Source organism: Brevundimonas terrae (genome assembly GCF_011761985.1).
GTDB classification, from domain to species: Bacteria; Pseudomonadota; Alphaproteobacteria; order Caulobacterales; family Caulobacteraceae; genus Brevundimonas; species Brevundimonas terrae.
This window is the reverse complement of record NZ_JAASQT010000008.1, coordinates 75,347-102,258: the sequence shown is the minus strand read 5'-3', so window position 1 is coordinate 102,258 and position 26,912 is coordinate 75,347. Positions and strand designations below refer to the sequence as shown.

Annotated in this window: 9 protein-coding genes; 7 read left to right on the top strand and 2 right to left on the bottom strand. The window is 62.4% G+C overall.

Annotated features, from left to right (window positions below):
- Positions 1-279 precede the first annotated feature (279 nt).
- Positions 280-2,052, bottom strand: a complete 1,773-nt coding sequence (locus FHS64_RS13690; RefSeq protein WP_167179276.1) for a DUF885 domain-containing protein — start codon at positions 2,050-2,052, stop codon at positions 280-282.
- 215 nt (positions 2,053-2,267) lie between these two features.
- Here FHS64_RS13690 and FHS64_RS13685 point away from each other — a divergent pair, with 215 nt between their 5' ends.
- The 5 genes from FHS64_RS13685 to FHS64_RS13665 all read left to right on the top strand — a co-directional run bounded on the left by FHS64_RS13685 (position 2,268) and on the right by FHS64_RS13665 (position 23,112).
- Entirely contained in the window at positions 2,268-3,920 is a 1,653-nt protein-coding gene (locus FHS64_RS13685; RefSeq protein ID WP_167179274.1) for a methyl-accepting chemotaxis protein, read from the top strand.
- Positions 3,921-4,105: 185 nt separating this feature from the next.
- Entirely contained in the window at positions 4,106-5,347 is a 1,242-nt protein-coding gene (locus FHS64_RS13680) for a putative DNA modification/repair radical SAM protein (protein WP_167179272.1), read from the top strand.
- On the top strand, positions 5,347-6,807 hold the full coding sequence (locus FHS64_RS13675; RefSeq protein WP_167179269.1) for a UdgX family uracil-DNA binding protein: 1,461 nt from the start codon (positions 5,347-5,349) through the stop codon (positions 6,805-6,807). Before FHS64_RS13680 ends, FHS64_RS13675 begins: the two co-directional genes overlap by 1 nt.
- A gap of 265 nt (positions 6,808-7,072) precedes the next feature.
- Positions 7,073-8,122 (top strand): helix-turn-helix domain-containing protein, encoded by a 1,050-nt coding sequence (locus FHS64_RS13670; protein ID WP_167179268.1) that lies wholly within the window; start codon positions 7,073-7,075, stop codon positions 8,120-8,122.
- 233 nt (positions 8,123-8,355) lie between these two features.
- Complete coding sequence (locus FHS64_RS13665; RefSeq protein ID WP_167179266.1) at positions 8,356-23,112, top strand: autotransporter outer membrane beta-barrel domain-containing protein; 14,757 nt, start codon at positions 8,356-8,358, stop codon at positions 23,110-23,112.
- Positions 23,113-23,171: 59 nt separating this feature from the next.
- On the opposite strand, the gene FHS64_RS13660 is transcribed toward FHS64_RS13665, so the two are convergent.
- Entirely contained in the window at positions 23,172-24,026 is an 855-nt protein-coding gene (locus FHS64_RS13660; protein WP_167179264.1) for a LysR family transcriptional regulator, read from the bottom strand.
- 107 nt (positions 24,027-24,133) lie between these two features.
- Between FHS64_RS13660 and FHS64_RS13655 the strand changes: the two genes are divergently transcribed.
- Both FHS64_RS13655 and FHS64_RS13650 read left to right on the top strand, forming a co-directional pair.
- Entirely contained in the window at positions 24,134-25,297 is a 1,164-nt protein-coding gene (locus FHS64_RS13655; protein ID WP_167179262.1) for an isovaleryl-CoA dehydrogenase, read from the top strand.
- A 10-nt stretch (positions 25,298-25,307) separates the two neighbouring features.
- Complete coding sequence (locus tag FHS64_RS13650) at positions 25,308-26,909, top strand: carboxyl transferase domain-containing protein (protein WP_167179260.1); 1,602 nt, start codon at positions 25,308-25,310, stop codon at positions 26,907-26,909.
- The last annotated feature ends 3 nt before the right edge of the window (positions 26,910-26,912 follow it).

Below are 26,912 nucleotides of genomic sequence, written 5' to 3'. Positions count from 1 at the left end.
AATCCTACTCCCGCACCCAAACACTCCCAAACAGCCCCGTCGCTCAACGCACGGGGCTTTTTGCTGTTCGCACCACAACCTCAAAACGCCCAAAAACCCTCCCACCACAGCCTCGCACAGCGTCAACTTGCATGCGGCCGGACCATCGACCTGCAAATAGCGCCTTACCGCTCAGCGAGCCTCTCAGGGGCCGCTATGCCGAGCGCGATGAAATGCCGGAACGGCTGCGCGTAAACACAAAAAACCCGCTGCCGATAACCATCGACAGCGGGTTTTGACTTACTGGCTGTTCGCCTTGGCCAACGTCTCTGCCACGTACCGGTCCATGTGTTCTTCCAGTGTCGTGAGGGGAACGGCTCCGATACCCAATATGGTGTCGTGGAACGGGCGCGGGTCGAAGGCTTCGCCCAGAGCGGCCTCGGCTTCGCCGCGCAGGCGACGGATGGTCAGCTCGCCCAGCTTGTAGGACAGAGCCTGAGCGGGCCAGCTGATATAGCGGTCAACCTCGGTGACGACTTCGTGCTGGGACAGGGCCGTGTGGCCGGCCAGATAGTCGATGGCTTCCTGACGCGACCAGCCTTTCAGGTGGACGCCGGTGTCGATCACCAGACGTGCGGCGCGCCACATCTCGTAGCTGAGACGGCCGAAATGCTCGTAGGGCGTGCGATAGATGCCCATCTCGACGCCGAGATGCTCGGTATAAAGCCCCCAACCTTCGCCATAACCCGAGAAATAGGTATAGCGGCGGAAGGCCGGACCATCGGCCTGCTCTTCGGCAAGGGCGGCCTGGAAGCTGTGACCGGGGGCGCATTCGTGAAGGGTCAGGGCCGGAATATTATACAGCGGACGACTGGGCAGGTTGTAGGTGTTCATCTGGCATGAACCCAGCCCGCCACGTCCTGCGGTATAGAAGGGGGCCAGCGCTTGCGGCACCGGAATAATGGTGTAGGGGCGGCGCGGCAGCTTGCCGATCAGCTTGCCGATCTGGCCGTCTGCGCGCTTGGCCACCCATGCCGATACCATCAGAAGCTCGTCAGGCGTCTTGGCATAGAATTGCGGGTCGGTACGCAGGAAGGTCAGGAACTCTTCGAATGTGCCGTTAAAACCTGCGTCCTGCATGGTTTGGCGCATCTCGGCCTGAATACGGGCAACCTCGGACAGGCCGATCTGGTGGATCTGCTCGCCGGTCAGTTCCAGCGTCGTATATTTGCGGACCTGCCCTTCATAGAAGGCCAGACCGTCAGGTATGTCGCGCGCGGCCAGGCTGGTACGGGCCTTGGGTTGGTACTCGTCCAGATAGAAGGCCAGCAGGGAACGATAGGCCGGAATGACAGCTTCATTGATGGCCGCGACCGCTTCGGCACGCAACTGGGCCTGTTCCGCCGCCGAGATGTTGGACGGCATGCGTTCAAAGGCGCGATAGAAGCTGTTGGCCTCGGCCGTATCGGTGATGAAGTTGCTGATCGAGCTTTCGCGGCCTTCGAGTGTGACCTGCGGGACGCTGAACCCACGGGCCAGACCGGTACGCATATTGTCCATGTTCTGACCGAAATAGCGCGGGATATCGCGCATGCGGGCAATATAGGCGCGGTAATCTTCGGGGCTTCGCATGTCCGAAGCGCGGTCCAGATAGGTCCAGAAATTACTGTCGCTGTTGAATGGCATTTCCCATTGGCGGGCTTGGCCGTCGATCAGGGCGTGCTCCAGATTGGTGCGGAACACGGCCGCATTGATGCGCTCTTCATCGGACAGTTCGGCGACGGGGATCGTATCCAGTTGCGCCAACAAACCCTGCGCATGCTCGATGCGTGCCTGTTGCGAGGCCGGATCGATCATGCCGAGGCTGGTACGCGGGGTGCTGGTGCCATCGGCCAGTTTACGGATGCCGTAACGGGCCTGATTATAATCCCAGTCGGCATCATACAGGGCCTTGAGGCGCGCATTGGCATCGTTTTGTGCGACCGCCGCCGCAGGTGCCTGCTGGGCCATAGCCGGTGCAGATACCCCCAGAACAGCCGAAACGGCGCAGGCCGTCAAAAGCAGTGACTTCATTCCTCGTCCCCTTTGAATGTCCATTGATGAATATCAGCTAGCTCGCGCATGGCCATAGAAACCAAGGGTGAGGGATGCGGATTTAGAGGGCGAAAACCGGATTAAATTCAATCGTCATGACCAAGTAGAAGTACGTAACTCAGTCTTCATGGCGAAATAAGACAGGCCCACCATTCTGTCGGTTCTTGCAGTTCCCCCCTTGGCAAGGATCAAAAATGTCTGACAGCATCGCGCTCCAAGAGCGTCTGGCCTTTATGCGTCTAGATACACAAACCCGTCAGAGACTGGCCAAAGCCCAGCCTGTTATCGACGCGACAGTGTCCGATAGTCTGGATGCGTTCTACGCACAGGTTCGTGCCTATCCCGCCGTTTCGCGCTTCTTTGGCAACGAGCAGATGATTTCGAGCGCAAAGGGTGGTCAGTCGCGTCACTGGTCCCAGATTGCCTCGGCCAAGTACGACCAGACCTATACCGATAGCGTGCAACGCATTGGTGCGACCCATGCGCGTATCGGGCTGGAGCCACGCTGGTATATTGGCGGCTATGCGCTGGTACTGGACGGTCTGCTCAAGGCTGTCGTCAAGGATCACGAAAAGAAGCGTTCGTGGTTTTCCAGATCAGATGGCGGCAAAGAATTGGGCGAGACAGTGGGGGCCGTGGTCAAGGCTGCGCTGCTGGATATGGATTTCGTGATTTCCATCTATCTGGAAGCGGCGGAAACGGCCCGTAGAGAAGCCGAAGCGATCCGTGCCGAGGCCGAGGCGATCCAGAAAAGCGTGGTGGAAACCACGGCGCAGTCGCTGGCCCGTCTGGCCGATGGGGATCTGACGACGCGCATTGTCGAGGACTTCCCCGGCGATTATGCCCAGCTCAAAACCGACTTCAACGCGGCCATGGCCCGTCTCGAAGAGGCCATGCAGGAAGTGTCGGAAAACGTCGGCATGATGCGGGCAGGGGCTAACGAAATCAGCGGCGCGTCCGATGATCTTTCCAGCCGTACCGAGCGTCAGGCTGCCTCCTTGCAGCAAACGGCGGCGGCGCTGGACGAGATTACGGTGACGGTGAAACGCACCGCCGAAGGCTCGCAAAAGGCCAGCCATGTCGTGGACGCAGCCAAACAGGATGCAACCCGCAGCAGCGAGGTGGTGTCCGATGCGGTCACGGCGATGGGCGAGATCGAGTCCTCGTCCGACCAGATCAGCCGCATCATCGGTGTGATCGACGAAATCGCATTCCAGACCAATCTTCTGGCTTTGAATGCCGGTGTCGAGGCGGCGAGGGCGGGCGATGCCGGTCGTGGTTTTGCCGTGGTGGCATCGGAGGTCCGCGCCCTGGCCCAGAGGTCGGCCGATGCGGCAAAGGAGATCAAAACCCTGATCTCGTCCTCGAGCCATCAGGTCAAGAATGGTGTGAAGCTGGTCGGCCAGACGGGCGAGGTGCTGACGGCTATTGTTGGCCGCGTGACCGAGATTGCCGATCTGATGAACGAGATCAGCGCCTCGGCCAAAGAACAGGCGACCACGCTGGCCGAGGTCAATGACTCGGTGAACCAGATGGACCAGACGACCCAGCAGAATGCTGCCATGGTCGAGCAATCGACCGCAGCCTGTCACCACCTGACAAACGAGGCGGAAAAGCTGACGACGCTGGTACGCAAATTCAAGGTGACACAGGCCACCGCTGCCGTGCGTCCCCCTCAGCCCCGGTTGCAGTCTCAGGTGAAAGCTCTGGCCCCTAACGTCACAGCAGAAGGGCCGATCCGCACGCGCCATAATGCCGATGTAGAGGCGACTCTGGCGGCACGACGCGCGCCTGCGCCCAAGGCTAATCTGACCCTTGCGGCCAGTCAGGACTGGGAAGAGTTTTAAGGCTGGCGGCCACAGACATGGAATAGGGGCGAGAGGTATCGTCCTTATTCCATGAAAATCTCGCAACATGGTTGTCGCTGAAATCGCGAAGCAATTCGCGCATTCCACGCTCCGTAAGGTTGTCTGAGGGTGATTTTCATCATGCAGAATTGGACACGGGGCCTAATGGAACATATCATGAACAAATGGCGCGTTTAGATTTACGAAGAAAGCTGTCCATCCTGGCCGATGCGGCCAAATATGATGCATCCTGTGCTTCATCGGGGGCGCAAAAGCGCAATTCCAGCAATGGCAAGGGCGTCGGTTCGACAGAGGGTATGGGCATTTGTCACGCCTATACGCCCGATGGCCGCTGCGTCAGTTTGCTGAAAATATTGCTGACGAATTTCTGCATCTTCGACTGCGCCTATTGCATCAACCGCTCGTCCTCGAACGTCGAGCGGGCGCGGTTCGACGTGGACGAGGTCGTTGACCTGACGCTGGCCTTTTACAAGCGTAACTATATCGAAGGCCTGTTCCTGTCCTCGGGCATTATCCGCTCGTCGGACTATACGATGGAACAGATGGTCGAGGTGGCACGCCGCCTTCGCGAGGATCACGATTTTCGCGGTTATATCCATCTGAAACTGATCCCCGAGGCGGACCCGAAACTGATCGAGTTGGCGGGACTTTATGCGGATCGTCTGTCGGCCAATATCGAACTGCCCCGCGACGAGGCCTTGGGGGTTCTGGCCCCTGAAAAAGATGCGCGCGTGATCCGCAAGGCCATGGGGCAGGTGCGTTTGAGAATGGAAGCGGCCAAACCCGAAAAGCGTGACCGGATCAAGCCGCCACGCTTTGCACCGGGGGGCCAGTCCACCCAGTTGATTGTGGGGGCCGATGGTGCGCCCGACACCGAGATTATGGATCGTTCTGCATCGCTCTATGGCGGCTATGGCCTGCGGCGCGTTTATTATTCGGCCTTCAGCCCGATCCCAGACAGTTCGGCCATCCTGCCGGTTTCACGTCCGCCGTTGATGCGCGAGCACCGTCTGTATCAGGCCGACTGGCTGATGCGCTTTTACGGGTTTTCCGCCCCTGAAATCGCCGAGGGCAGTGTAGGCGGGATGCTGGATCTGGATATTGATCCCAAGCTGGCCTGGGCGCTGCAAAAGCGGGCCAGCTTTCCGGTTGATGTGAATACGGGGGATCGCGAAACCTTGCTGCGTGTGCCGGGGCTGGGGGTAAAGGCCGTGGACCGGATCATCTCGGTGCGTCGCTATCGAACCCTGCGGCTTGAGGATGTAGGGCAGTTGACCCGCTCGATCGACAAGGTTCGTCCGTGGATTGTGGCGCTGGACTGGACACCGGGCGGGCTGACCGATGCGGTGGACCTGCGGGCCCGTATCGCACCCCATAAACGCCCCGAGCAGTTGAGCCTGTTCTGATGCGTACCGTCCAACTGGCGGGGGAAACAGATTTTGACGGATGGCGCGATGCGGCGCGGCGCTTGCGGGTCGAGGGCGTAGAGCCAGCCCATGTGCGATTTGTTACCGGCGAAGGGCAGGGCGGGCTGTTTGGCGAAACCCCTATGCCGGATGCCACAAATGCGCGGCCGTTCAAGGTGTCCAAGGCTTTTCTGGGTTTGGCGCAGGATGTGATCCTGCATCGCGACGGCGACCGTTTTGATCTGCTGTACCGCCTGTTGTGGCGATTACAGGAGACGCCGGAGCTGTTGAAAATCACATCGGATCGCGATGTGCGCGCGGCCTTGGAAAAAGCAAAAAACGTCAGCCGTGCATCCCATAAGATGAAGGCCTTTGTCCGCTTTCGCCAGACGGGCGAGGGGGTGGATGAGCGCTGGATCGCGTGGTTTGAACCGGCGCATCGCGTGCTTGAAAAGACGGCCCCCTTCTTTGCGCGCCGCTATGCCAATATGAACTGGTCGATCCTGACACCCGAGGGTACGGCCCACTGGGATGGCACGGGCCTGACCTTCGGGCCGCCCGCCCGTAAAGAAGATGCGCCAGATGAAGATGCCGTCGAGGACTTCTGGAAGACCTATTACGCCTCGACCTTTAACCCGTCGCGTCTACGCACCAAGGCCATGCAGTCGGAAATGCCCAAACGCTATTGGGCCAATCTTCCCGAAGCCGAACTGATTGCCGAGATGATTGCTGGGGCGACAGGGCGCACCGACCAGATGGTCAATGCGACTGCGCCTGAACCCAATCGCCGCTTTGAACAGGTTAAGGCGCAGAGCGTGGACCGCACCGTCACCAGTGATCTGGTGCCGCAATCCTTGCAGGCCCTGAATGCGGCATTGGCAGGGTGTCGTCGTTGTCCGCTGTGGCGTGATGCAACACAGCCGGTTTGCGGGGTTGGGCCAAAGGCGGCTCCTTTGATGATCGTCGGCGAGCAACCGGGCGATCACGAGGACCTGAGCGGACAACCCTTTATGGGTCCGGCCGGACAGGTTCTGGACGAGGCCTTACAGGCGGCAGGCATAGATCGCGGGGCGGTTTATCTGACCAATGCGGTCAAACATTTCAAACACGAGGTGAAGGAGAGGCGTCGCCTGCACCGCACACCGTCCGTATCGGAAATCGAGCTGTGCCGCTGGTGGCTGGATTACGAACGCGCCTTTGTGAAACCCGAACTGGTGGTGGCCATGGGGGCCAGTGCGGCACGCAGTGTTCTGGGCCATGCCGTCAATGTTTCGGACACACGCGGCCAGTTGATGAAGGGCCCTGAAGGCAGCGTTCTGGTGACCTATCACCCCGCCTATATTTTACGACACCCAGATCCTCGGGAACGGGTCAGGGCCAAAGCGGAGTTTATGGCTGATCTGGCGCGGGCAGGGGCATGGTCAGGATTGGGGACAGGATTGGGGATGCCCAATGACTGAACGGCACCCAGCGCCTGAACATACATATTTCGGGAATAAAATATCGCGCACCACCATGGGTGGAACGAAGTTCGATGAAAGGCCCGATTTCCGGCATAGCGGGTGCAGTTAGCCATAAATATTAAGGTCTGGGTAAGGTTTGACTTGATACGTATCGAACTGGAAAAAACGTAAAACGCAGTAAAGGTCGTCGCGCCGCATGTTCGGTTTGTCGCGACTTGGTGGTCATTGCACCTCGCGTTTGTAATCCAGTCAGGTGTGCATCTTGGGGGCTTACTCGGCCGATCTTAAAGCGACAGATGACCGTGCCCCAATAGCGCGTTCGGTTTTCGACACGTCCTTGCTGCCCGTAAATTCCCGTATCGGCATCTGGCGCGAAATCGCCGCTTCGGTATGGCAGATTTCGTCGATTACAGATTCCAGCTTCTTTGCGACCGTTGATGCCTATCATGCGGGCGAACTGATGTTCGGCAGTGTGACGACCTGCGCCCAGAAGACCGAGCGCACCTCGGCCCTGATCGCGGGGGACAGCCTCGACTATTATATGATGCAGTTCTACGTCTCCGGCAGCCGCGTCGCGCGGTCGCGGCGCGGCGAGCAGGTGTTTGCCAATGGCGACATGTTGATGGTGGACATGACCCATGCCATCGAGACGGAATCTACGGCCTATACGTCTTTTGATCTGGTTTTGCCGCGACGGGTTCTGGAGCCATTGCTGATTGATCCGGATGCACTGGCGGGCCAGAGACTGGCGGGCCAGCATCCGTTGACGGCCCTGTTCCGCAGCCATCTGATGGCGCTTTATCACGCGGCCCCTACCATGACGGCGGCTCAGGCCATGGCCATGCAGGGGCCGACACTGGCCATGGCGTCGGCGGCGTTGAACGGAAATATTGATCCCGAGGTTGCGTCTTCGGTACGGATGGCCGCGTGGCTGCCGGTGCGGCGCTATATCGAAGAGCATCTGCATGATCTGCATCTGTCGGTTGATCAGACGGCGCTGGAGTTCGGCGTTTCGAGGGCCACCCTTTACCGGATGATGGTCCGCTATGGCGGCTTTGCCAGCTATCTGCGCCAACGTCGCCTGCACCGTAGCCGCGACGATCTGCTCGACCCGTCCAAGGTTCACCTGACGATTGCCGAAATCGCTGAACGCTGGGGGTTTGCCAATGCCGCCAACTACAGCACGGCCTTCAAGGACCTATTCGACATGACGCCGCGTGACTTCAGGCACATGACGCGCAGCCGTGGCCACCGCATGAATGAGTTGGGGTCTGAAAGCGACTGGAGCCGGTGGCTGGCTTCCATGCGCTGACACGCAGACCGAGTTTCAAAACAAGACAGTTGAGACGTCAGCAAAACTTACTGAGACGGTCTCAAAAGTACTGAAAATAAAGATTTAAATTCATATCGCGTCCTGTTGTTCGCCGGCGCGCGTGGATTTAGCAGTCAGGCTGAAATTTTACCCGCCCTTTGGGGCGGCTGTGTTGCGTGTCGTAAAAGGTGTTCCCTCAAACACCCTTTGCGCGCGGGCTGGGGACTAGAAAAATGAAAATGACTTCGCGCGAAATGCAACGGATTGCGGGCCTGATTGACCGTGTGGTCGGTGATCTGGATGTTCGGGCAACCGATCCTGCGCTGCGTCTGGTCGTTCGCACCGAAGCGGCAGATGTTCTGGGCGGCATCGGCAACCGTGATACGCAAGGTTCGCGCCGTCTGAAGGCCAGTCTGGAACGGCTGGTGGCGCTGATGGAAGCGCCGATGGCAGGCGCGGCGGTAACGGACAGTTCCCCCGAACGTCACCGCCTGTCGCTCAAGACCCTGTTCAAGGCTTTTGCCGCTTTGACGGGCGGGGCGCTTCTGGCCCTGCCGGCCGGTATGGCACTGGCCAGCGACGTTGGCGACGTGGTCCGCCATCCTGACAGCAATATCGAACTGACCGTTACTGAAACCGCTTCCATGGGTGTGGTGGCGATCGACCGCACGACGGGCACGGAATATTTCATTTTCGACATGCCCGCCTATGGATCAGAGATCGTGGATCCCAGCGGTACACCTGATGCCGATGGCAATGTGTCAGAGCGCACCAAGATTCTGGGTTACGAACTGGCGGACGGTTCGCGCGTCACCAGCTATGTGATGAACAGCAATGGTGTGCCGGTATATAGCGTATCGGGGCAACCGGATCAGGTCATTAAGAACATTGTGTACGGCACGCCGTCTTCGGGCGTTGCCGGCGAGGCCGACTATGTTCCCGAGGTCGTGGGCGGCGGATTGCCGCTGGTCCAGTCTCTATCGGATGGTGTGGCCAATCCCACGACGCCGGGCGAAACGGCGGTAGGCGGTGGGGGGCAAAATCGTTACGTGGACGTCCGACGCGGCGCCAAGGGCAAGAACGGTCGTACCGGCGTGTTCTTTGTTCCGGCATCTTCGGGCAAGGCGGGCGAATCCGGTCCCGATTTCGTCGGGTACCGAGTTTTAACTGACAATATTACGGCGTCGGGCGGGCCTGGCGTCATTATCGCCAGTATAGGCGGTAATGGCGGCAATGGCGGTGGTTCTTATGTGAACCTTGCCGGTGGGGGCAAGCCGGGCGGCCAGGGCGGTTCGGGCGGCGATATCAATGTCGGCATTGGCGGTGGCGTCTCGGTCACCACCCGTGGCACCGAGGCGCACGGTATCGTTGTGCAAAGCCGTGCCGGTCGTGGCGGCAATGGCGGCGATAGCTGGGGTACGACCGGCAGCGCAGGCAATGGCGGCTCGGCCAATTCGGGTGGTGACGTTACTGTTCGCAACGACGTGAAGGTGACAACAACCGGCGACCGCTCACACGGCGTATTGGTCCAGTCACTGGGCGGGGGGGCCGGTGATAGTGGCTCTTCCTATGGTCTGTTCGGTGCCGGTGGCGAGGCAGGCTGGGGCGGCCACGGTGGCGATGTCAATCTGACCCAAAATGCCAACATCACAACGCAGGGGACCGGATCATACGGTATTTTGGCCCAGTCCATCGGCGGTCAGGGCGGTGACAGCGGCAATGTGGGCGGTCTGGTGGCTCTGGGCGGCAATGCCGGCTCGGGCGGTAATGGTGGTAGGGTCACCGTTACGACCGGACAGAACAGCACCATTTCTACCCGTGGCCAAAGCGCACATGCCATCGTGGCCCAGTCGATCGGCGGCGGTGGTGGCACGGGCGGTGTTGCGGGCGGGCTTGTGGCCATCGGCGCCGAAGGCGGCACAGGCGGCAAAGGCAATACGGTAACCGTCAATCATAATGGCGATGCGATCACGACGGGACAGGGAGCCTATGGCATTCTGGCCCAGTCGATTGGTGGCGGTGGCGGTTCGGCGGGTAGCACGGGCGGTCTGGTGGCCCTTGGTGTCGGCGGCAAGATCGGCGGCACTTCCGACAAGGTAACTGTAACGGTCGGTAGCGAAGGTTCGATCACCACAACAGGTGATGCCTCCAGCGGGATCGTGGCCCAGTCGATTGGCGGCGGCGGCGGCGACGGCAGCAATACCGGCGGTCTGGTGGCGCTCGGGGGTTCGGGTGGTGCGGCCGGTCACGGAGCCGCGGCCTCGGTGAACAGTGCGGGCACGATTACGACCCTTGGTGACGGCTCCGATGCCATTGTCGTCCAGTCGATTGGCGGCGGCGGTGGTCGCGGGGGCAGCTCCGGCGGATTTGTGGCGCTGGGTGGCTCGGGTAATGCGGGGGGCAATGCCTCCAGCGCCACGGGTATCAACAGCGGCAAAATCACCACAACTGGCGATCTGTCGCGCGGTATGCTGATCCAGTCGATTGGCGGCGGCGGCGGCTCGGCTGGTTCGGGCGGCGGCGTGTTCTCGAGCGGCGGCTCGGGCGGTGCAGGCGGTAATGCCAGCGTCCAGATCGGCGGCAGCTCCAGCGTGGCCTCCAATGCCGCTGAGGTGCGTGGCGAGAACCACGGCTCCATCACCACAGCGGGCAATATGTCCAGCGCTATTCAGGCCCAGTCGATTGGCGGTGGCGGCGGCGATGGTGCCAATGCCAACGGTGCCTTTATGGCGCTGGGGGGAAATGGCGGTGCCGGTGGTGCCGGTGGCGCGGTCGATATCGTCAATGCAGGTTCGCTGACGACGGGCGGCAATGACTCGCACGGCATCTTTGCCCAGTCGATTGGCGGCGGCGGCGGTAATGGCGGCGACACAACCGCGACCGGTATTCTGACGGCTGTGGCCATTGGCGGCAAAGGTTCTGGGGGCGGCCATGGTGGCAATGTCACCATCAACCAGTCCTCCAACATCGCCTCACCGGGCAAGATCAGCACACAGGGCGACCGTTCCCACGGTGTCTTTGCCCAGTCGGTTGGCGGCGGCGGCGGTAATGGCGGCTTTGGCATCGCCAATTCCGTCGGTCTCGGTGCCAGTGTCAGTCTGGCCATCGGTGGTGAGGGTGCTGGCGGCGGCAATGGCGGCAGCGTCAACTATAGCGGCTATGCCGATATCGACACCGGCACCTATGACCCGACAACCGAGGCCAGAGGTGGCAACAACTCCAACGGTATCCTGCTGCAATCCATCGGCGGTGGCGGCGGTAATGGCGGCTTTACCATTGCCAACAGCGTCACAGGTCTGGTTGGCGTCGCCGTTTCGGTCGGGATCGGCGGCAATGGCGGTGCAGGCGGCACGGGCGGCGATATTACGGCCACCAATGCAGGCGGCGATATCGTCACGCGCGGTGACTTCTCGTCGGGTCTGGTTGTCCAGACCATTGGCGGCGGCGGCGGCAATGGCGGCTTCAGCATCGGTGCCGGTGTTATGGGCGGTATCGGTGCGGCGGTAACCGCAACCATTGGCGGCGAGGGCGCCAATGGTGGTCAGGGCGGCAAGATCAATGTCGACTATACGGGCGATATTGCGACGCTCGGTCTCGGCTCGACCGGCGTGCTGCTGCAATCCATTTCCGGCGGTGGCGGCAATGGCGGCTTCAGTGTCGCGGCCAGCGTCGGCGGCATTGCGGCTCCGGCCATCAGCGTCGGCATTGGCGGCAATGGCGGCAAGGGCGAAGCGGGCAACGATGTCGTCGGTGATATTCGCGGCAATATCGAAACCTATGGCGATATTGCCAGCGGCTTTGTCGCCCAGTCGGTCGGCGGTGGCGGCGGTAATGGCGGCTACAGCGTGGCCGGTTCGGTGTCCGGCGGCATTGGCGGTCTTGGCGTCTCGATCGGTATCGGCGGTAATGGCGGCGGCGGTGGTGCCGGTGGTCTGGTCGATGCCGGTGTCCACGGCACCATCTATACCGAAGGCAATCTCTCGACGGGCTTTGTCGCCCAGTCGGTCGGTGGCGGCGGCGGTAACGGCGGCTTCAACGTCAGCGGCGCAGTCGCCGGTGGCATCGGCGCAGGGGCCATCTCGGTCGGTCTTGGCGGTAATGGCGGCGCGGGCGGTACCGGTGGCCGTGTTGATGCCTATGCAGGCGACACGATCGAAACCAAGGGCATCATGTCTGGTGGTTTTGTCGCCCAGTCGATTGGCGGCGGCGGCGGTAATGGCGGCTTCAACGTCTCGGGCAGTATTGCCGGTGGCATTGGCGCGGGCGCGATCAGCGTCGGCCTTGGTGGCACAGGTGACCACGGCGGCAATGGCGGCAGCGTCAATGCGACGGCCCATGACATCCTGACCCACGGGCTTGGCTCGACGGGCTTCCTGGCCCAGTCGGTCGGTGGCTCTGGCGGTGCGGGCGGCTTTAATGTCTCGGCAGGCATTGGCGGCGGTATTGGCGCAGGCACCATCAATGTCGGTCTTGGCGGTAATGGTGCCGGTGGAGGTGATGGCGGTTCAGTCACCGGAAACATCACAGGCACGGTCCAGACCAAGGGCGATCTGGCATCGGCTATCGTGGCTCAATCGCTGGGCGGGGGTGGCGGCTCGGGCGGCTATAATGTCACGGCGGGAATTGCCGGCGGCATTGGTGGCGGCACGGTCGGCGTCGGCCTTGGCGGTAATGGTGCTGGCGGCGGTAATGGCGGCCTTGTCGACTTTACCCAGATTGGCAATGCCCTGACCGAAGGTCTGGCTTCCAAGGCTGTGGTTCTACAGTCGATTGGCGGCGGCGGCGGTGACGGTGGTTTCAACGTCACGGGCGGTATTGCGGGCGGTGTCGGTTCCGGCACGGTCGGCGTAGGTCTTGGCGGCTCCGGTAGCGGCGGCGGCGATGGCGGCGATGTCATCGGCGACCTCACCGGACATGTCCAAACCGAAGGTAATCTTTCGACGGGTGTTCTGGCCCAGTCGGTCGGCGGCGGTGGCGGCTCGGGCGGTTTCAACGTCTCGGGCGGCATTGCGGGCGGTATCGGCTCTGGCACCATCAATGTGGGCCTTGGCGGTTCGGGGGCCGGTGGCGGCGATGGTGGCAACATCACCTTCGACATGGTCGGCAACACCCTGACGACCGGCGACATGGCCAGCGCCATTGTCCTGCAATCGCTGGGCGGCGGCGGCGGTGACGGCGGCTTTAGTGTTGCAGGCGGCATCGGCGGCGGCCTTGGCACTGGCTCGATCAATGTCAGCCTCGGCGGCAATGCCGGTACCGGTGGTAATGGTGCCAGTGTCACGGGCGACATTCTGGGCACGATTGCCACGACGGGTGACATGTCCTCGGGTCTGGTGGCACAGTCCATCGGCGGCGGCGGCGGTACGGGCGGTTTCAGTATTGCAGCGGGTATTGCCGGTGGCTTGGGTGCAGGCACGATCAATGTTGGTCTTGGCGGCGGCGGTGGCGGCGGCGGCGATGGCGGTCTTGTAGATGTCACGCAGGTCGGCAATGTCCTGACCGAGGGTCTGGCCTCCAAGGCTGTGGTTCTACAGTCGATTGGCGGCGGCGGCGGTGACGGTGGCTTCAACGTCACGGGCGGCATTGCGGGCGGTATGGGTGCCGGTGCCATCGGCGTGGGCCTTGGCGGCTCGGGCGGTGGCGGTGGCCACGGCGGCAATGTGATCGGTGACATCACCGGCCACGTTCAAACTAAAAAAGATCTCTCGACGGGCGTTCTGGCCCAGTCGGTCGGCGGCGGTGGCGGCTCGGGCGGTTTCAACGTCACGGGCGGCATTGCGGGCGGTATGGGCTCGGGCACTATCAATGTGGGCCTTGGCGGCTCGGGTGCTGGCGGCGGCGATGGTGGCAACATCACCTTCGACATGGTCGGCAACACCCTGACCACCGGCGACATGGCCAGCGCTATTGTGCTGCAATCGCTGGGCGGTGGCGGCGGTGACGGCGGCTTTAGCGTGGCTGGCGGCATCGGCGGCGGTCTGGGTACCGGCTCGATCAATGTCAGCCTCGGCGGCAGTGCCGGTATCGGTGGCACTGGTGGCGACGTCACAAGCGACATTCTGGGCACGATTGCCACGACGGGTGACATGTCCTCGGGTCTGGTGGCGCAGTCCATCGGCGGCGGCGGCGGTACGGGCGGTTTCAGTGTCGCAGGCGGCATTGCAGGCGCAGCTTTTGGTGCGGGCGCAATCAATGTGGGCCTCGGCGGTTCGGGCGGCGGCGGCGGCAATGCCGGTGTCGTGGATCTGGACCTGACCTTCTCGCAGATCATTGACGGCCTCGAGGTCGCCATCCTGACCGAGGGCATGATGTCCAACGGTCTGGTGGCCCAGTCGATTGGCGGCGGCGGTGGTGCCGGTGGCTTTAACGTCGTCGGCGGTATTGCCGGTGCCGGTTATGGCTCGGGCACCATCAATGTCGGCATCGGTGGTTCGGGTGGTGCAGGCGGTGACGCCGACACGGTCGATGTCGATGTGACGGGCGCGGTCATCACCAAGGGTGACGGCTCGACCGGTATCACGGCCCAGTCGGTCGGTGGCGGTGGTGGCGCGGGCGGCTTTAACGTCGTCGGAGGTATCTCGGCATCCGGGCAGGGTTCCGGCAGCGTCGGCGTGGCGCTGGGTGGTACAGGCGATCATGGCGGTGACGCCGGAAACGTCTTCCTGAACCAGACGGCCGGTGCCAATGCCAACGGCATCTCGCTGGCGGTTCTGACCGAAGGCCGCGATGCGACGGGTATTCTGGCCCAGTCGATTGGCGGCGGCGGCGGCTCGGGGGGCTTTAACGTCAACGGCAATGTCGGCGCAGCAGGCCAAGGGGCCGGTGCGGTCGGCGTCGGCCTTGGCGGCGGCGGCGGCGAAGGCGGCGAGGCCGGAATGGTCACGGCGGACATCTCCGGTCTGGTCAAGACCGTGGGCGACAACTCGCGTGGCGTCGTGGCGCAATCCATCGGCGGTGGTGGCGGTGACGGCGGTATGAATATCGCCGGAAGCGTCGGTGCAGCCGGCAAGGGCGCAGGGGCCGTTACCGTCGGCATCGGCGGCTATGGCGCAGGCGGCGGTGACGCAAAGGCCGTGATCCTGAAGGCGCTTGGCGGTCTTGATGCCGAGGGCAATATGTTTGCTGCCCTGACACAGGGCGACAATTCGACGGCCTTTACGGCGCAGTCGATTGGCGGCGGCGGCGGTACGGGGGGCATGAACATCTCCGGTTCCGTCAGCGGCGCAGGCAAGGGTGCCGGTTCGGTGACGGTCGGCCTTGGCGGCTCGGGCGGCACTGGCGGCAATGCAGGCACGGTTCAGGCCGATGTCAGCGGCTATATCGGCACCGAAGGCGACTATTCGGGCGGCGTGCTGGCCCAGTCGGTCGGTGGCGGCGGCGGCGCGGGCGGGATGAACATCTCGGCCGGTGTCAGCGCCTCGGGCGAAGGCTCGGGCAATGTCGTGGTCGGTATCGGCGGTGCCGGTGGTGCAGGTGGCGACTCTTCGGCAGTGAAGGGCACCGTGCGTTCGGACATCTATACCCAGGGCGATAACAGCTTCGGCCTGACCTATCAGTCGATTGGCGGCGGCGGCGGCGCGGGCGGGATGAATATCTCGGCCGGTGTGTCTGTGGCCAAGACCGGCACGGGCAATGCTGTCTTCGGTATGGGCGGTCTGGGCGGCGACGGTGGCGAAGCCGGAACGGTTGATCTTGACCATGTGGGTTCGATCTTCACCTCGGGTGATTATGCGCACGGCATTCTGGCGCAGTCGGTCGGCGGCGGTGGCGGTTCGGGCGGCCTGAACGTCTCGGGCGGCATGGCGCTGACCAAGGAAAATGCAGGCAATCTGGTCGTCGGTATCGGCGGCATGGGCGGCGGCGGCGGTAATGCTGCCGATGTCACAGGCACGCTGGCGGGCAACATCACCACGCAAGGCGATAATGCATTCGGCAGTCTGTTGCAGTCGCTGGGCGGCGGCGGTGGTGCCGGTGGTATGAACATCTCGGGCGGTGTTGCGGCCTCTGCGGGCAACGGCATGGCCGGAAGCATCGTCTTCGGCATGGGTGGCCTTGGCGGCCTCGGTGGCGACGGTGCCAATGTGACCGGCACGGTGACGGGTAACTATCTGACCGAAGGGGCCAATTCGTTTGGCGTCGGTGCCCAGTCACTGGGCGGCGGCGGCGGTACGGGCGGCATGAATGTGTCCGGCTCGATTGCTGTGTCCCAAGGCAATGCAGCTTCGGTTGCGCTGGGCGTGGGCGGCTTTGGCGGCGGCGGCGGCGATGCCGGTGATGTCAGCCTGACCCGTATCGGCGACACCCAGACCGAAGGTGCCGATTCCGATGGTGTCCTGATCCAGTCGCTGGGCGGCGGAGGCGGCGCGGGTGGCATGAATGTCAGTGGCGCGCTGTCCTTTACGTCCAAGAATACGGCGACCTCTGTATCGCTGGGTCTGGGCGGCTTTGGCGGCCTTGGCGGCGATGGCGGCAATGTGACCGGCGTGGTTCAGGGCAATGTCTGGGCCAAGGGAGAGCTGAACGATTTTACCGATGTCCTGACCAATGAGGATGGCAGCACCCATTCCATGCGTCGTCGTGATGGCGGCTCGAACGGTATTGTGGCGCAATCGATTGGCGGCGGCGGCGGGACCGGTGGTCTCAATGTGTCTGCGGGTATTGCAGCCGCACCACCGCAAAAGGGCGATACACGCGCCCTGACTGCCGGTGTTGGCGGCTTTGGCGGCGGCGGCGGTAATGCCGGTAATGTGGACCTGACGGTTAATTCGGCAACGGGCTACCGTATTCAGGTTCAGGCCAATGGCGACAACCGTTCGGCGGTTATGGCGCAGTCGATTGGCGGCGGCGGCGGTAATGGCGGCCTGAATGTTTCGGGCAGCCTTACGCTGGATGGCCAGCTTACAGCAGGTATTGGCGGCTTTGGCGGTAAAGGCGGCTATAGCTCGACCGTAGATGTCAGTGTCGATGCCGACCTTTATGCCGCCGGTAATCTGTCGCGGGGTCTGTTGGCGCAGTCGATTGGCGGCGGCGGCGGTGCCGGTGCCATCAATATTTCCGGTGGTATCCAGATCGACAGCTATACCAAGGAAGCCTCGGTGGTCTTTGGTCTTGGTGGTTTCGGCGGTGCCGGTGGCCATTCGGATGATGTCACGGCGGCCTTGAACGGCAATGTGCTGGTCGAGGGCGTGGATTCTGTCGGTGCTCTGGTCCAGTCGATTGCCGGTGGCGGCGGTTCGGGCGGCCTGAATGTGTCGGTTGGCGCATCCATTGGCGACAAGAAGTCGTTTGCTCTGTCGGCCGGTGTTGGCGGTTCGGGCGGCGCAGGCGACGATGCCGGTGATGTATCCTTTACCAGCACGGGTAATGTGCTGGTCGGCGGTTCCATTGTCACCAATGCCGAGGGTGTGGCCGAGTTTGTTGCTGCCGAACATACGGGCGGCGGCGGCGGCGTTATCGCCCAGTCGATTGGCGGTGGCGGCGGTACCGGTGGTATCAATGTGACCGGCGCGTTGAGCTATAAGGGCTCGCCGATTGCCTTGGGCGTCGGTGGTTCGGGCGGTTCGGGCGGTCACGGCGGCGCGGTTTCGGTTGTACGCGGCTGGAACGGTACGGATGCGGCACCGGGTGTGATCCAGACCTATGGCAATCAAACCCACGGTCTGGTGGCGCAATCCATCGGCGGTGGCGGCGGTACAGCCGGTCATAACCTTGTGCTGGGCCTCAAGCTTTCGGGCGAGGCCGAGAAGGGCAAAGAGATCGGCATGCTGATGGCTGTCGGTGGCTCGGGGGCCGGTGCAGGCTCGGGCGATACTGTGGATGTCCGTCACAAGGGCACCATTATCACCGACGGCAATATGTCGGACGGCCTGATCGCCCAGTCGATTGGCGGCGGCGGCGGCAACGCCTCGTTCAATATCGGTCTGGCCGTGTTCAACAAGGCCAATACCGCCATCAACATGGCGGTTGGCGGCGATACAGGCGCAGCCGGTTCGGGTGGGGCTGTCGATGTCGAACATCGCGGTGATATCTTCACCAAGGGCGACCTGTCGCGCGGTATTCTGGCGCAATCCATCGGTGGTGGCGGCGGTAATGTCGGCACCGACATGGCCATCGGTATTTTTGCCAATACATCGATCAGCGCCACTCTGGGTCGCAAGGGCGGCACCGGTGGTGAAGGCGGCAAGGTCACTGTGGATGTGGACGGTCGCATCATCACCCAGGGTAACAATTCCGACGCGATCATTGCCCAGTCGATTGGCGGCGGTGGCGGCACTTCGGGTGTGATTGCCGCAAGCGTCAGCACCAAGGAGAATGGTGACAAGCAGTCCAAGGGGGGCGGTGTCTCGATTGGTATCGAAGGCGGCGTGGCAGCGACATCTGACGATGTGACCGTGACCGCTGACGGCATCATCTATACTGGCGGCGATGACGCGCGCGGCATTGTGGCCCAGTCGATTGGCGGCGGCGGCGGTATTGGCGGTTCGGCCAGTGCCACCCTGGTATTCGCAGGCACGGGTGCATGGATGTCGGTAGGGGCCAATGGGGGCGAAGGCGCAGAATCCGGCGATGTCTTTGTCACCAGTAAGGGCCTGATTGAAACCGCAGGCGCGGGTTCGGATGGTATTCTTGCCCAAGCCATTGGCGGTGGCGGCGGTTTGGGTGGCTCGACCCGTACCATCGGTCTGCAGATCACGGGCGGTAAGGGCGAGTCTCAGAACACCATGACCTTTGCGATTGGTGGGACCGGTGGCGAAGGCGCTCTGGGTGGTCAGGTCTTTGTCGATAACAGCGGCAAGATCCTGACGGCCGGTGAAAAAGCCTTTGGTATCCGCGCCCAGTCGATCGGCGGCGGCGGCGGTATCGGCGGCTCGTCTGTGGCTGCGACGCTTCAGGGCTTTGACGAAAATAATGCCGTAGAGATCAATATCGGTGGCAGCGGTGGTGAAGGCGGTGCCGCTGATCTGGTCGATGTGACCAATACCGGACTGATCTACACCAAGGGCGCAGGCGCGGCTGGCATCAGTGCCAACAGCATCGGCGGCGGTGGTGGTGACGGTGGCATGGTCATGTCACTGACAATCCTTGCTTCGCCGAAGAAAGAGTCCAAGCGCTTCGTCACCAATATTGGTGGTTCGGGCGGTACAGGCGGCACCGGTGGCAATGTCATCGTGCGCAACCTTGCCGTGGCCGGTGAAGAGTTCAGCGGCACCATCCTGACCGAAGGCGATGCGGCCCACGGTATCGTGGCCCAGTCCATCGGTGGCGGCGGCGGTAACGGCTCGTCCGTGCTCAGCCTGCAAACCGGCGTGGTGACCAAGGACAGCATAATCGCCTCCTTCAATCTCGGCGGTATGGGCGGTAGCGGCAACAAGGCCGGTCGCGTCGATGTCGAGAACACCGGCGTGATCTACACCCAAGGCGCGGATGCCTATGGCATTCTGGCCCAGTCGGTCGGCGGCGGCGGCGGCAATGGCGGTCTGTCGATTGCAGCCAATGCCATTGTGAACCCGAAAGCCGGTTCGGCCATGGGCAGCGTCGGCGGTTTTGGTGGCTCGGGCGGTGACGGCGGCCGTGTCTATGTCAACAACAGCGGCACCATCCTGACCGAAGGTGCCAATGCCCACGGTATCGTGGCGCAGTCCATCGGCGGTGGTGGCGGTAACGCCAATTTCGGCCTTGGCCTGTCCACGACAGCTTCGGGTCTGGCCTCTACGGCCCTGTCGAATACGGCGGCGTTTGCGCTGGGTAATCTGGGCGGTGGCTCGGGCGGTATTGGCGGCGAGGTGGTGGTTGACCACTCCGGCGACATTACGGTGCTGGGTGATGGTGCCGTGGCGATCAAGGCCGAAAGCATCAATGGCGGCGGCGGTTCGCTGGTGATGGATCTGGCCGGTGTCATCGGCATGCCGGGCGTGCCCTATGTCGACAAGATCGGCATCAAGCCGACGGAAGATCCGGTGATCGCTGTGCGTGTCGGGGCGATAAAAGCCACCAGCATGAATGCAGGCAAGGTGACGGTAAACACGACCGGCACCTTCCAGACGGCAGGCGACCACGCGGTTGTCGACTTTGCTCAATCGCTGTCCGGCGGTGGCGGTACCTTGTCGATGAATGTCGATCTGGCCTCCATCGAGAACGAGATCGGTGCTTTGGCGACCGGCTTCCATGTGGTGCTGGGCGGTATGGACGGTAACGACAACCGTGCAGCCGATATTGCCAATACCCATACGGGCGCACTGGCGGCATTCGGCGATCTTTCGACGGGTGTTCTGACTCAGGCTATCGGCGGCGGCGGCGGTCGCGGGGTGATGACTGTCACGGCCGCAGACGGCGCGGCCATGGATACGGTCCGCCTCGAACTGGGCGCAGCCAACAGCCAGAACGAAACCGGCGGCGCGATCAACCGCACGCAGGACGGCGCAGTCGTCACGCGTGGCGATCTCAGCTTCGGCTCGGTGCTGCAATCGATTGGTGGCGGCGGCGGCTCTATGGTCGTGCAACTGCCTTCGATCAATACGGGCCTTGTGGCCAGCCTTGGCGCACAGGGTGGCAGCGGTGCCGATGCGGCGGGCATTACGGGCAACTATAGCGGTGGCACCCAGACGTTTGGCGACAACGCGCTTGGCTTGCTGTTGCAATCCATCGGTGCAGGCGGTGGTGAAATCCGTCTGTCGGGCGTGAACGGTGCAGACCTGACGCTGGGCGGCAGCCAAGGGGTGTGGGGTGATGGCGGTGCGATCAACCTGACCCACAATGGCGGCATCTTCACCAGCGGCAACATGGCCCACGGCCTGATGCTGCAATCCATTGGCGGTGGCGGCGGTGCCGTGTTCGGTGCCTCCGACGGTGCGCTGAACCTGTCGGGCGACAACAGCGGCAACGGCGGAGCGATCCGCTTCGTCCAGTCCGATGCGGTCGTGGTGACGGGCGATAACAGCTATGGCGTCGTGGCCCAGTCTCTGGGCGGCGGCGGCGGCTGGGTCGATGGTCGCTTTGCCGGCTCGGCAGGCGGTGCCGGTGCTGGCGGGTCCATCAATCTGGACTTTGCCGGTATCATCTATGCTGCCGGTCTTAACTCGGTCGGCGTGCTGGCCCAGAGCGAGGGTCTGTATGGCGCGGACGACATTACGATCAATCTGGCCGATGTCGTACGCGGTGGTTCGGGCACAGGTGTCGGCATCCAGTTGCTGGGTGGCGCGGACAACCTTGTCACGACCAACACCTCGCTGTCGGCTGTCAGCGGCATGGCCATTCAGGGCGGGGTGGGCAATGACCGCATCGTCAACAACGGTCTGGTGTTCGGCAATATCGACCTGTCGGGTGGCGATAACCGCTTCCTGAACAGTGCAGGTGCGACCTTCCTGACCTTTGACCGCATCATCCTGCGCGACAGCCCGCTGACGCGTATGGCAACGGGTGCGGTGTCTGGTCAGGCTGTGCCTGCAGCGGGTGGCGAGGCGACCTTCACCAATGACGGTCTGCTGCGTCTGGGTCTGGAAGGCACGGATTGGCCGCTGGATCTGGCGGCAGGGGAAACCTTCGGCGATCTGGACGGCTTGGTCGAGGCCAAGAACAACGTCTATTACGGTGCCCGTGTCATCTCGACCGTGGAACTGGACGGCCACTTCGTCCAGACCGCCAGCGGCAAGTCGCTGTTTGATGTGGCCTTCGGTCCTTATGGCTCGGATCGCCTCAACATCACCGGCAATGCATCGGTTTCCGGCGAGATCGGCGTGAACCTGCTGTGGCTGGAAAATGCCGGCCCGCTGACCCTGTTTGCGACGGGTGGTGAAGGTTCGGTCGGCGATTACAACATCGCCTCGACCCTGGCCCTGAACTATAGCCTCAAGGGCGATAGCGAAGGCGTGCACCTGATCGTGGACAGCGATTTCGGCCTTGCCCAGATGCGCCCGAACGAGCGCCGCCTGGGCGGCCATATGGACTCGGCCCTGCAAGAGGGCGGTGCCAATGGCATTGGTCGTCTGATGGCGGCGCTGGGTAATATGGTGTCCGGTCAGGAAGACCTCTACCAGTCGATCTTCAACGAGCTGAACCCCGAGGGCCATGTGGCGTCGATGCAGACGCAATACTTCGGTGCCACCGCCTTTGCGGACCAGATGTTCGGCTGTGGCCTGACCCGCGAGACGGCGCTGGATCGCTGCCTGTGGGGCGTAGGTTCGACCTCCACCATCGATCAGGAAGCCACCGGTGAATACTTCGGTGCCACCAGCCGCGTGTTCAATGCCCGCGTCGGCATGGAGCAACGTCTGAACGCCGATTGGACCCTGTCTGTATCGGGTGGCTATAACAGCCTCGCGCGTCAGACGGTCGATCGTGGTCGTATGAATACCCAGGGCGACGGCTTCGATCTGGGCATCGGTGCGCACCGTTCGTGGGCACAGGGCACGGACCTGCGCCTGACGGCGACGGGTGGCTGGCAGTGGCTGGAAAGCCAGCGCTATGGCTATGTGTTCGACACCATGCACGCCAAGTCCAAGGGCGAAAACGGCTATGCCCAACTGGGCGCAGAACTGGGCCACACCATCCGTTCGGGCCACTTCTACATGCGTCCGGCGGTTCAGGTTCTGGGCACGGCGCTGCGTAGCGGTGCGTTCGAGGAAAATGGCTGGCAGGGGCTGGGCGCGCGCGTCCTGTCCGACACCCAGTATATCGGCTCGATCGAACCCAAGGTGACGACGGGTGTGAGCTTCGATCCGGCTGAAGGCGTGAACGCTTCGTTCGCCCTGACGGCGGGCCGCGTTCACCGCTCGGAAGACGGCATCTATCTGCCGATCCAGTTCATCGGTGCTGCCGAAAGCTCCGATCCGGCTCAGATCACGACTCCGCTGGACCGCGCCGCATGGAACCTCGGTTTCGACGCCCGCGTCCAGACCGATGCCGGTGTCACCTTCGAGGCGGGCTATGAAGGCCAGCTGGGCAAGGTGACCGATATCCACTCGGCCAAGGTCAGCGTCCGCTGGACCTTCTGATCCGGTAGCGAATAACAAAAAGAAGGGGCGGGGACTTTCAAAGTCTCCGCCCTTTTTCTTTAGACAAACGCCGGTGCGAGCAGGGCGTGGATATCGGCCACGCTGTCGGCCTGTTCGGGCGATGCGCCAATCAGGCCCAGCATGCGCTGGAAATCATAGCCGGCAATGCTGACCGCTTGGGTGCCTTCGATCTGTAGCGATAAGGGCGCGGTGGTAACCCCCAGCCCTGCCGCCACCATGCGGATACACAGGTCGTCATTGTCGCTACGCAGGGCAAAGCGCGGGCGCACGCCATTGCGGGTAAAGAACCGGCTGGTGTCCTGAAGCCGTTCGCAGGAACGGCGGGCAATCATCACATCGGCCCCGAAGGCATCGGGCGGCACGTCGGTCTGTCCGGCCAGCGCATGTCCGGCGGGCACCAGCATCACATAGGGCTCGCTGAGCAAGGGCAGAGCGCCCATCTCGATATCCTCGGGGCGCAACAGGGTCAGAGCCACATCAATGCGTCCCGAGGCCAGCATGGTGCGCAGTTCGTGGTTCGGGCCTTCGACCAGTTCTGGCTCATAGTCGGGGCAAAGCGCCTGCATGACCTTTTGCGCCATGGCACCGGCAACCGATTGCAAAAGGCCCAACCGGATTTGTGGCCAATGGTTTTCGGTGCTGTCGCTTAAGGATTCTGCGGCCCGAAACCCCTGTTCCAGTTGGCGCGCGATAGGCAATAGCCGCGCACCCGCCTCGGTAATACGCACATGTTTGCGGTCACGAATGAACAGTCTGGCTCCGACCTCTTTTTCCAGTTCGGCAATCCCGACCGACAGGGTGGGCTGGGTGATCCGCACCCGTGCGGCGGCCTGTGTAAAGCTGCCGCTATCGACGACAGCGAGGAAATGGCGGATGTGAGCGCGCTTCAACATAGAAAAAACCTATCTGAAACTTCACGAAGTTTCCATTTATCCGAAGCGATCCGGCGCGTTAGCATCCACTCTTAGGAAACGCTCAACGAGAACAAGGACACAGTCCCATGCGCGCCACGCCCGATTTTGATTTCGGTCTGACCGAAAGTGCCATGATGATCCGTGAAACCACGGCCCGCTTTGCCGACGAGGTGATTGCACCTCTGGCGGCCAAGGTGGATGCGGAGGACTGGTTCCCGCGTGATCTGTGGCCGACCATGGGCGAACTGGGTCTGCACGGTGTGACCGTGGCCGAGGAGTGGGGCGGTCTGGGTCTGGGCTATCTGGACCATGTGATCGCGGTTGAAGAAGTCTCGCGCGCTTCGGCGTCTGTGGGTCTGTCGTATGGCGCGCACTCCAACCTGTGCGTGAACCAGATCCACCGTTGGGGCACGCAGGAACAAAAAGACAAATACCTGCCCAAGCTGGTGTCTGGCGAGCATGTCGGCTCGCTGGCCATGTCGGAAGTGAATGCCGGTTCGGACGTCGTCAGCATGAAGCTGCGCGCCGATAAGGTGGACGGCGGCTATCGCCTGAATGGCACCAAGTTCTGGATCACCAACTCGGCCTATGCCGATACGCTGGTGGTCTATGCCAAGACCGACATGGAAGCGGGCAGCCGTGGCATCACCGCCTTCCTGATCGAGAAGGACTTTGCCGGTTTCTCGATCGGTCAGAAGATCGACAAGATGGGTATGCGCGGCTCGCCGACGGCCGAACTGGTTTTCGAAGACTGCTTCGTGCCGGAAGAGAACATTATGGGCCCGCTGAATGGCGGCGTCGGTGTTCTGATGTCGGGTCTGGACTATGAGCGCGTGGTGCTGTCGGGCATCCAACTGGGCATCATGCAGGCCTGCCTCGACACGGTGATCCCCTATGTTCGCGAGCGTCAGCAGTTCGGCAAGGCGCTGGGCACCTTCCAGCTGATGCAGGCCAAGGTGGCGGACATGTATGTGGCCCTGCAATCGGCCCGTGCCTATTCCTATGCCGTGGCGCGCGCCTGTGATGCGGGCCAGACCACCCGTTATGACGCCGCCGGTTGTGTGCTGCTGGCCTCGGAAAACGCCTTCCGTACCGCCGCCGAAGCCGTTCAGGCGCTGGGCGGTGCTGGTTACACCAAGGACTGGCCGGTCGAGCGTTATCTGCGTGATGCCAAGCTGATGGATATCGGCGCTGGCACCAATGAAATCCGTCGCATGCTGATCGGCCGCGAGCTGATCGGCGCACGCTGAGGATAGAGCAATGACGGCACCCGTCCTGACCAGTTCGGTCAATATCGACAGTGCAGAGGCCAAGGCGAGGGCGGCTTTCAACCGCGCCCTTGCCGACACCCTGCGCGAAAAAGTGGCACAGGCTGCACTGGGCGGGGACGAGAAGTCCCGCCAGCGCCATGTGGCCCGCGAAAAGCTGTTGCCGCGTGAACGGGTCGAGCGCCTGCTGGATGCAGGCTCGCCCTTCCTCGAGATCGGCCAATTGGTCGCCAATGGCCAGTATGACGATCAGGTGCCGGGCGCGGGCATGATCTGCGGCATCGGTCGCGTGTCGGGCCGTCAGGTCATGATCGTGTGCAACGATGCCACGGTCAAAGGCGGCACCTACTTCCCGATGACGGTGAAGAAGCACCTTCGCGCGCAGGAGATCGCGCTCGAGAACCATCTGCCGTGCGTCTATCTGGTCGATAGCGGTGGTGCGAACCTGCCTAACCAAGCCGAGGTCTTCCCCGACCGCGACCACTTTGGCCGTATCTTCTTCAATCAGGCCCAGATGTCCGCCAAGGGCATTGCCCAGATCGCCTGTGTGATGGGTAGCTGCACCGCCGGTGGTGCATACGTTCCGGCCATGTCGGACGAGACGGTCATCGTGCGGGGCAAGGGCACCATCTTCCTGGCTGGCCCGCCTCTGGTTCAGGCGGCAACGGGCGAGGTCATCAGTGCCGAAGACCTTGGCGGGGCCGAGGTTCACGGTCGTAAGTCGGGCGTGGTCGATCACGTCGCCGACAATGACGAACACGCCCTGACCATCGTGCGCGACATCGTCTCGACCTTGCCGCCGCCAGTCTATGCGCGGGTCAATCTGGCCGAGGCTGTAGAGCCGAAATTCGCCCCCGAAGATCTCTACGCCGTCATCCCCGAAGATGTTCGCGCCCCCTATGATGTGCGCGAGGTCATCGCCCGCATCGTGGATGCGTCCGAGTTCCACGAGTTCAAATCGCTTTATGGCAATACACTGGTGTGCGGATTTGCCCATATCCACGGCATGCCGGTGGCCATTCTGGCCAATAATGGCGTGCTGTTCAGCGAGAGCGCGCAAAAGGGCGCGCACTTCATCGAACTGGCCTGCCAGCGCAAAATTCCGCTGCTGTTCCTGCAGAACATTTCCGGCTTCATGGTTGGCGGCAAGTACGAGTCCGAGGGCATCGCCAAACACGGGGCCAAGCTGGTGACGGCGGTGGCCACGGCCAATGTGCCCAAGATCACCGTCCTGATCGGTGGCAGCTTCGGAGCGGGCAACTATGGCATGTGCGGTCGCGCCTACAGCCCGCGCTTCCTGTTCACATGGCCCAATAGCCGCATCAGTGTGATGGGCGGCGAACAGGCCGCCAGCGTTCTGGCCACTGTCCACCGTGACGCCGCTAACTGGACACCGGAACAGGTCGAAGAGTTCAAGGCTCCGGTACGTCAAAAATACGAGGACGAGGGCAATCCCTATTACGCCACCTCGCGCCTGTGGGATGACGGGGTGATCGACCCCGCGCAAACCCGCGATGTGCTGGGTCTGGCGCTGGAAGCCTGCCTACAGGCCCCGATTGCCGAGCGTCCTTCCTTTGGCGTGTTCAGGATGTAATGC

Coding starts and splice junctions, on each gene's coding strand:
- FHS64_RS13660 (WP_167179264.1), bottom strand. CDS start 24,026: ATGTTGAAGCGCGCTCACATCCGCCATTTCCTCGCTGTCGTCGATAGC.
- FHS64_RS13675 (WP_167179269.1), top strand. CDS start 5,347: ATGCGTACCGTCCAACTGGCGGGGGAAACAGATTTTGACGGATGGCGC.
- FHS64_RS13655 (WP_167179262.1), top strand. CDS start 24,134: ATGCGCGCCACGCCCGATTTTGATTTCGGTCTGACCGAAAGTGCCATG.
- FHS64_RS13665 (WP_167179266.1), top strand. CDS start 8,356: ATGAAAATGACTTCGCGCGAAATGCAACGGATTGCGGGCCTGATTGAC.
- FHS64_RS13690 (WP_167179276.1), bottom strand. CDS start 2,052: ATGAAGTCACTGCTTTTGACGGCCTGCGCCGTTTCGGCTGTTCTGGGG.
- FHS64_RS13680 (WP_167179272.1), top strand. CDS start 4,106: ATGGCGCGTTTAGATTTACGAAGAAAGCTGTCCATCCTGGCCGATGCG.
- FHS64_RS13685 (WP_167179274.1), top strand. CDS start 2,268: ATGTCTGACAGCATCGCGCTCCAAGAGCGTCTGGCCTTTATGCGTCTA.
- FHS64_RS13650 (WP_167179260.1), top strand. CDS start 25,308: ATGACGGCACCCGTCCTGACCAGTTCGGTCAATATCGACAGTGCAGAG.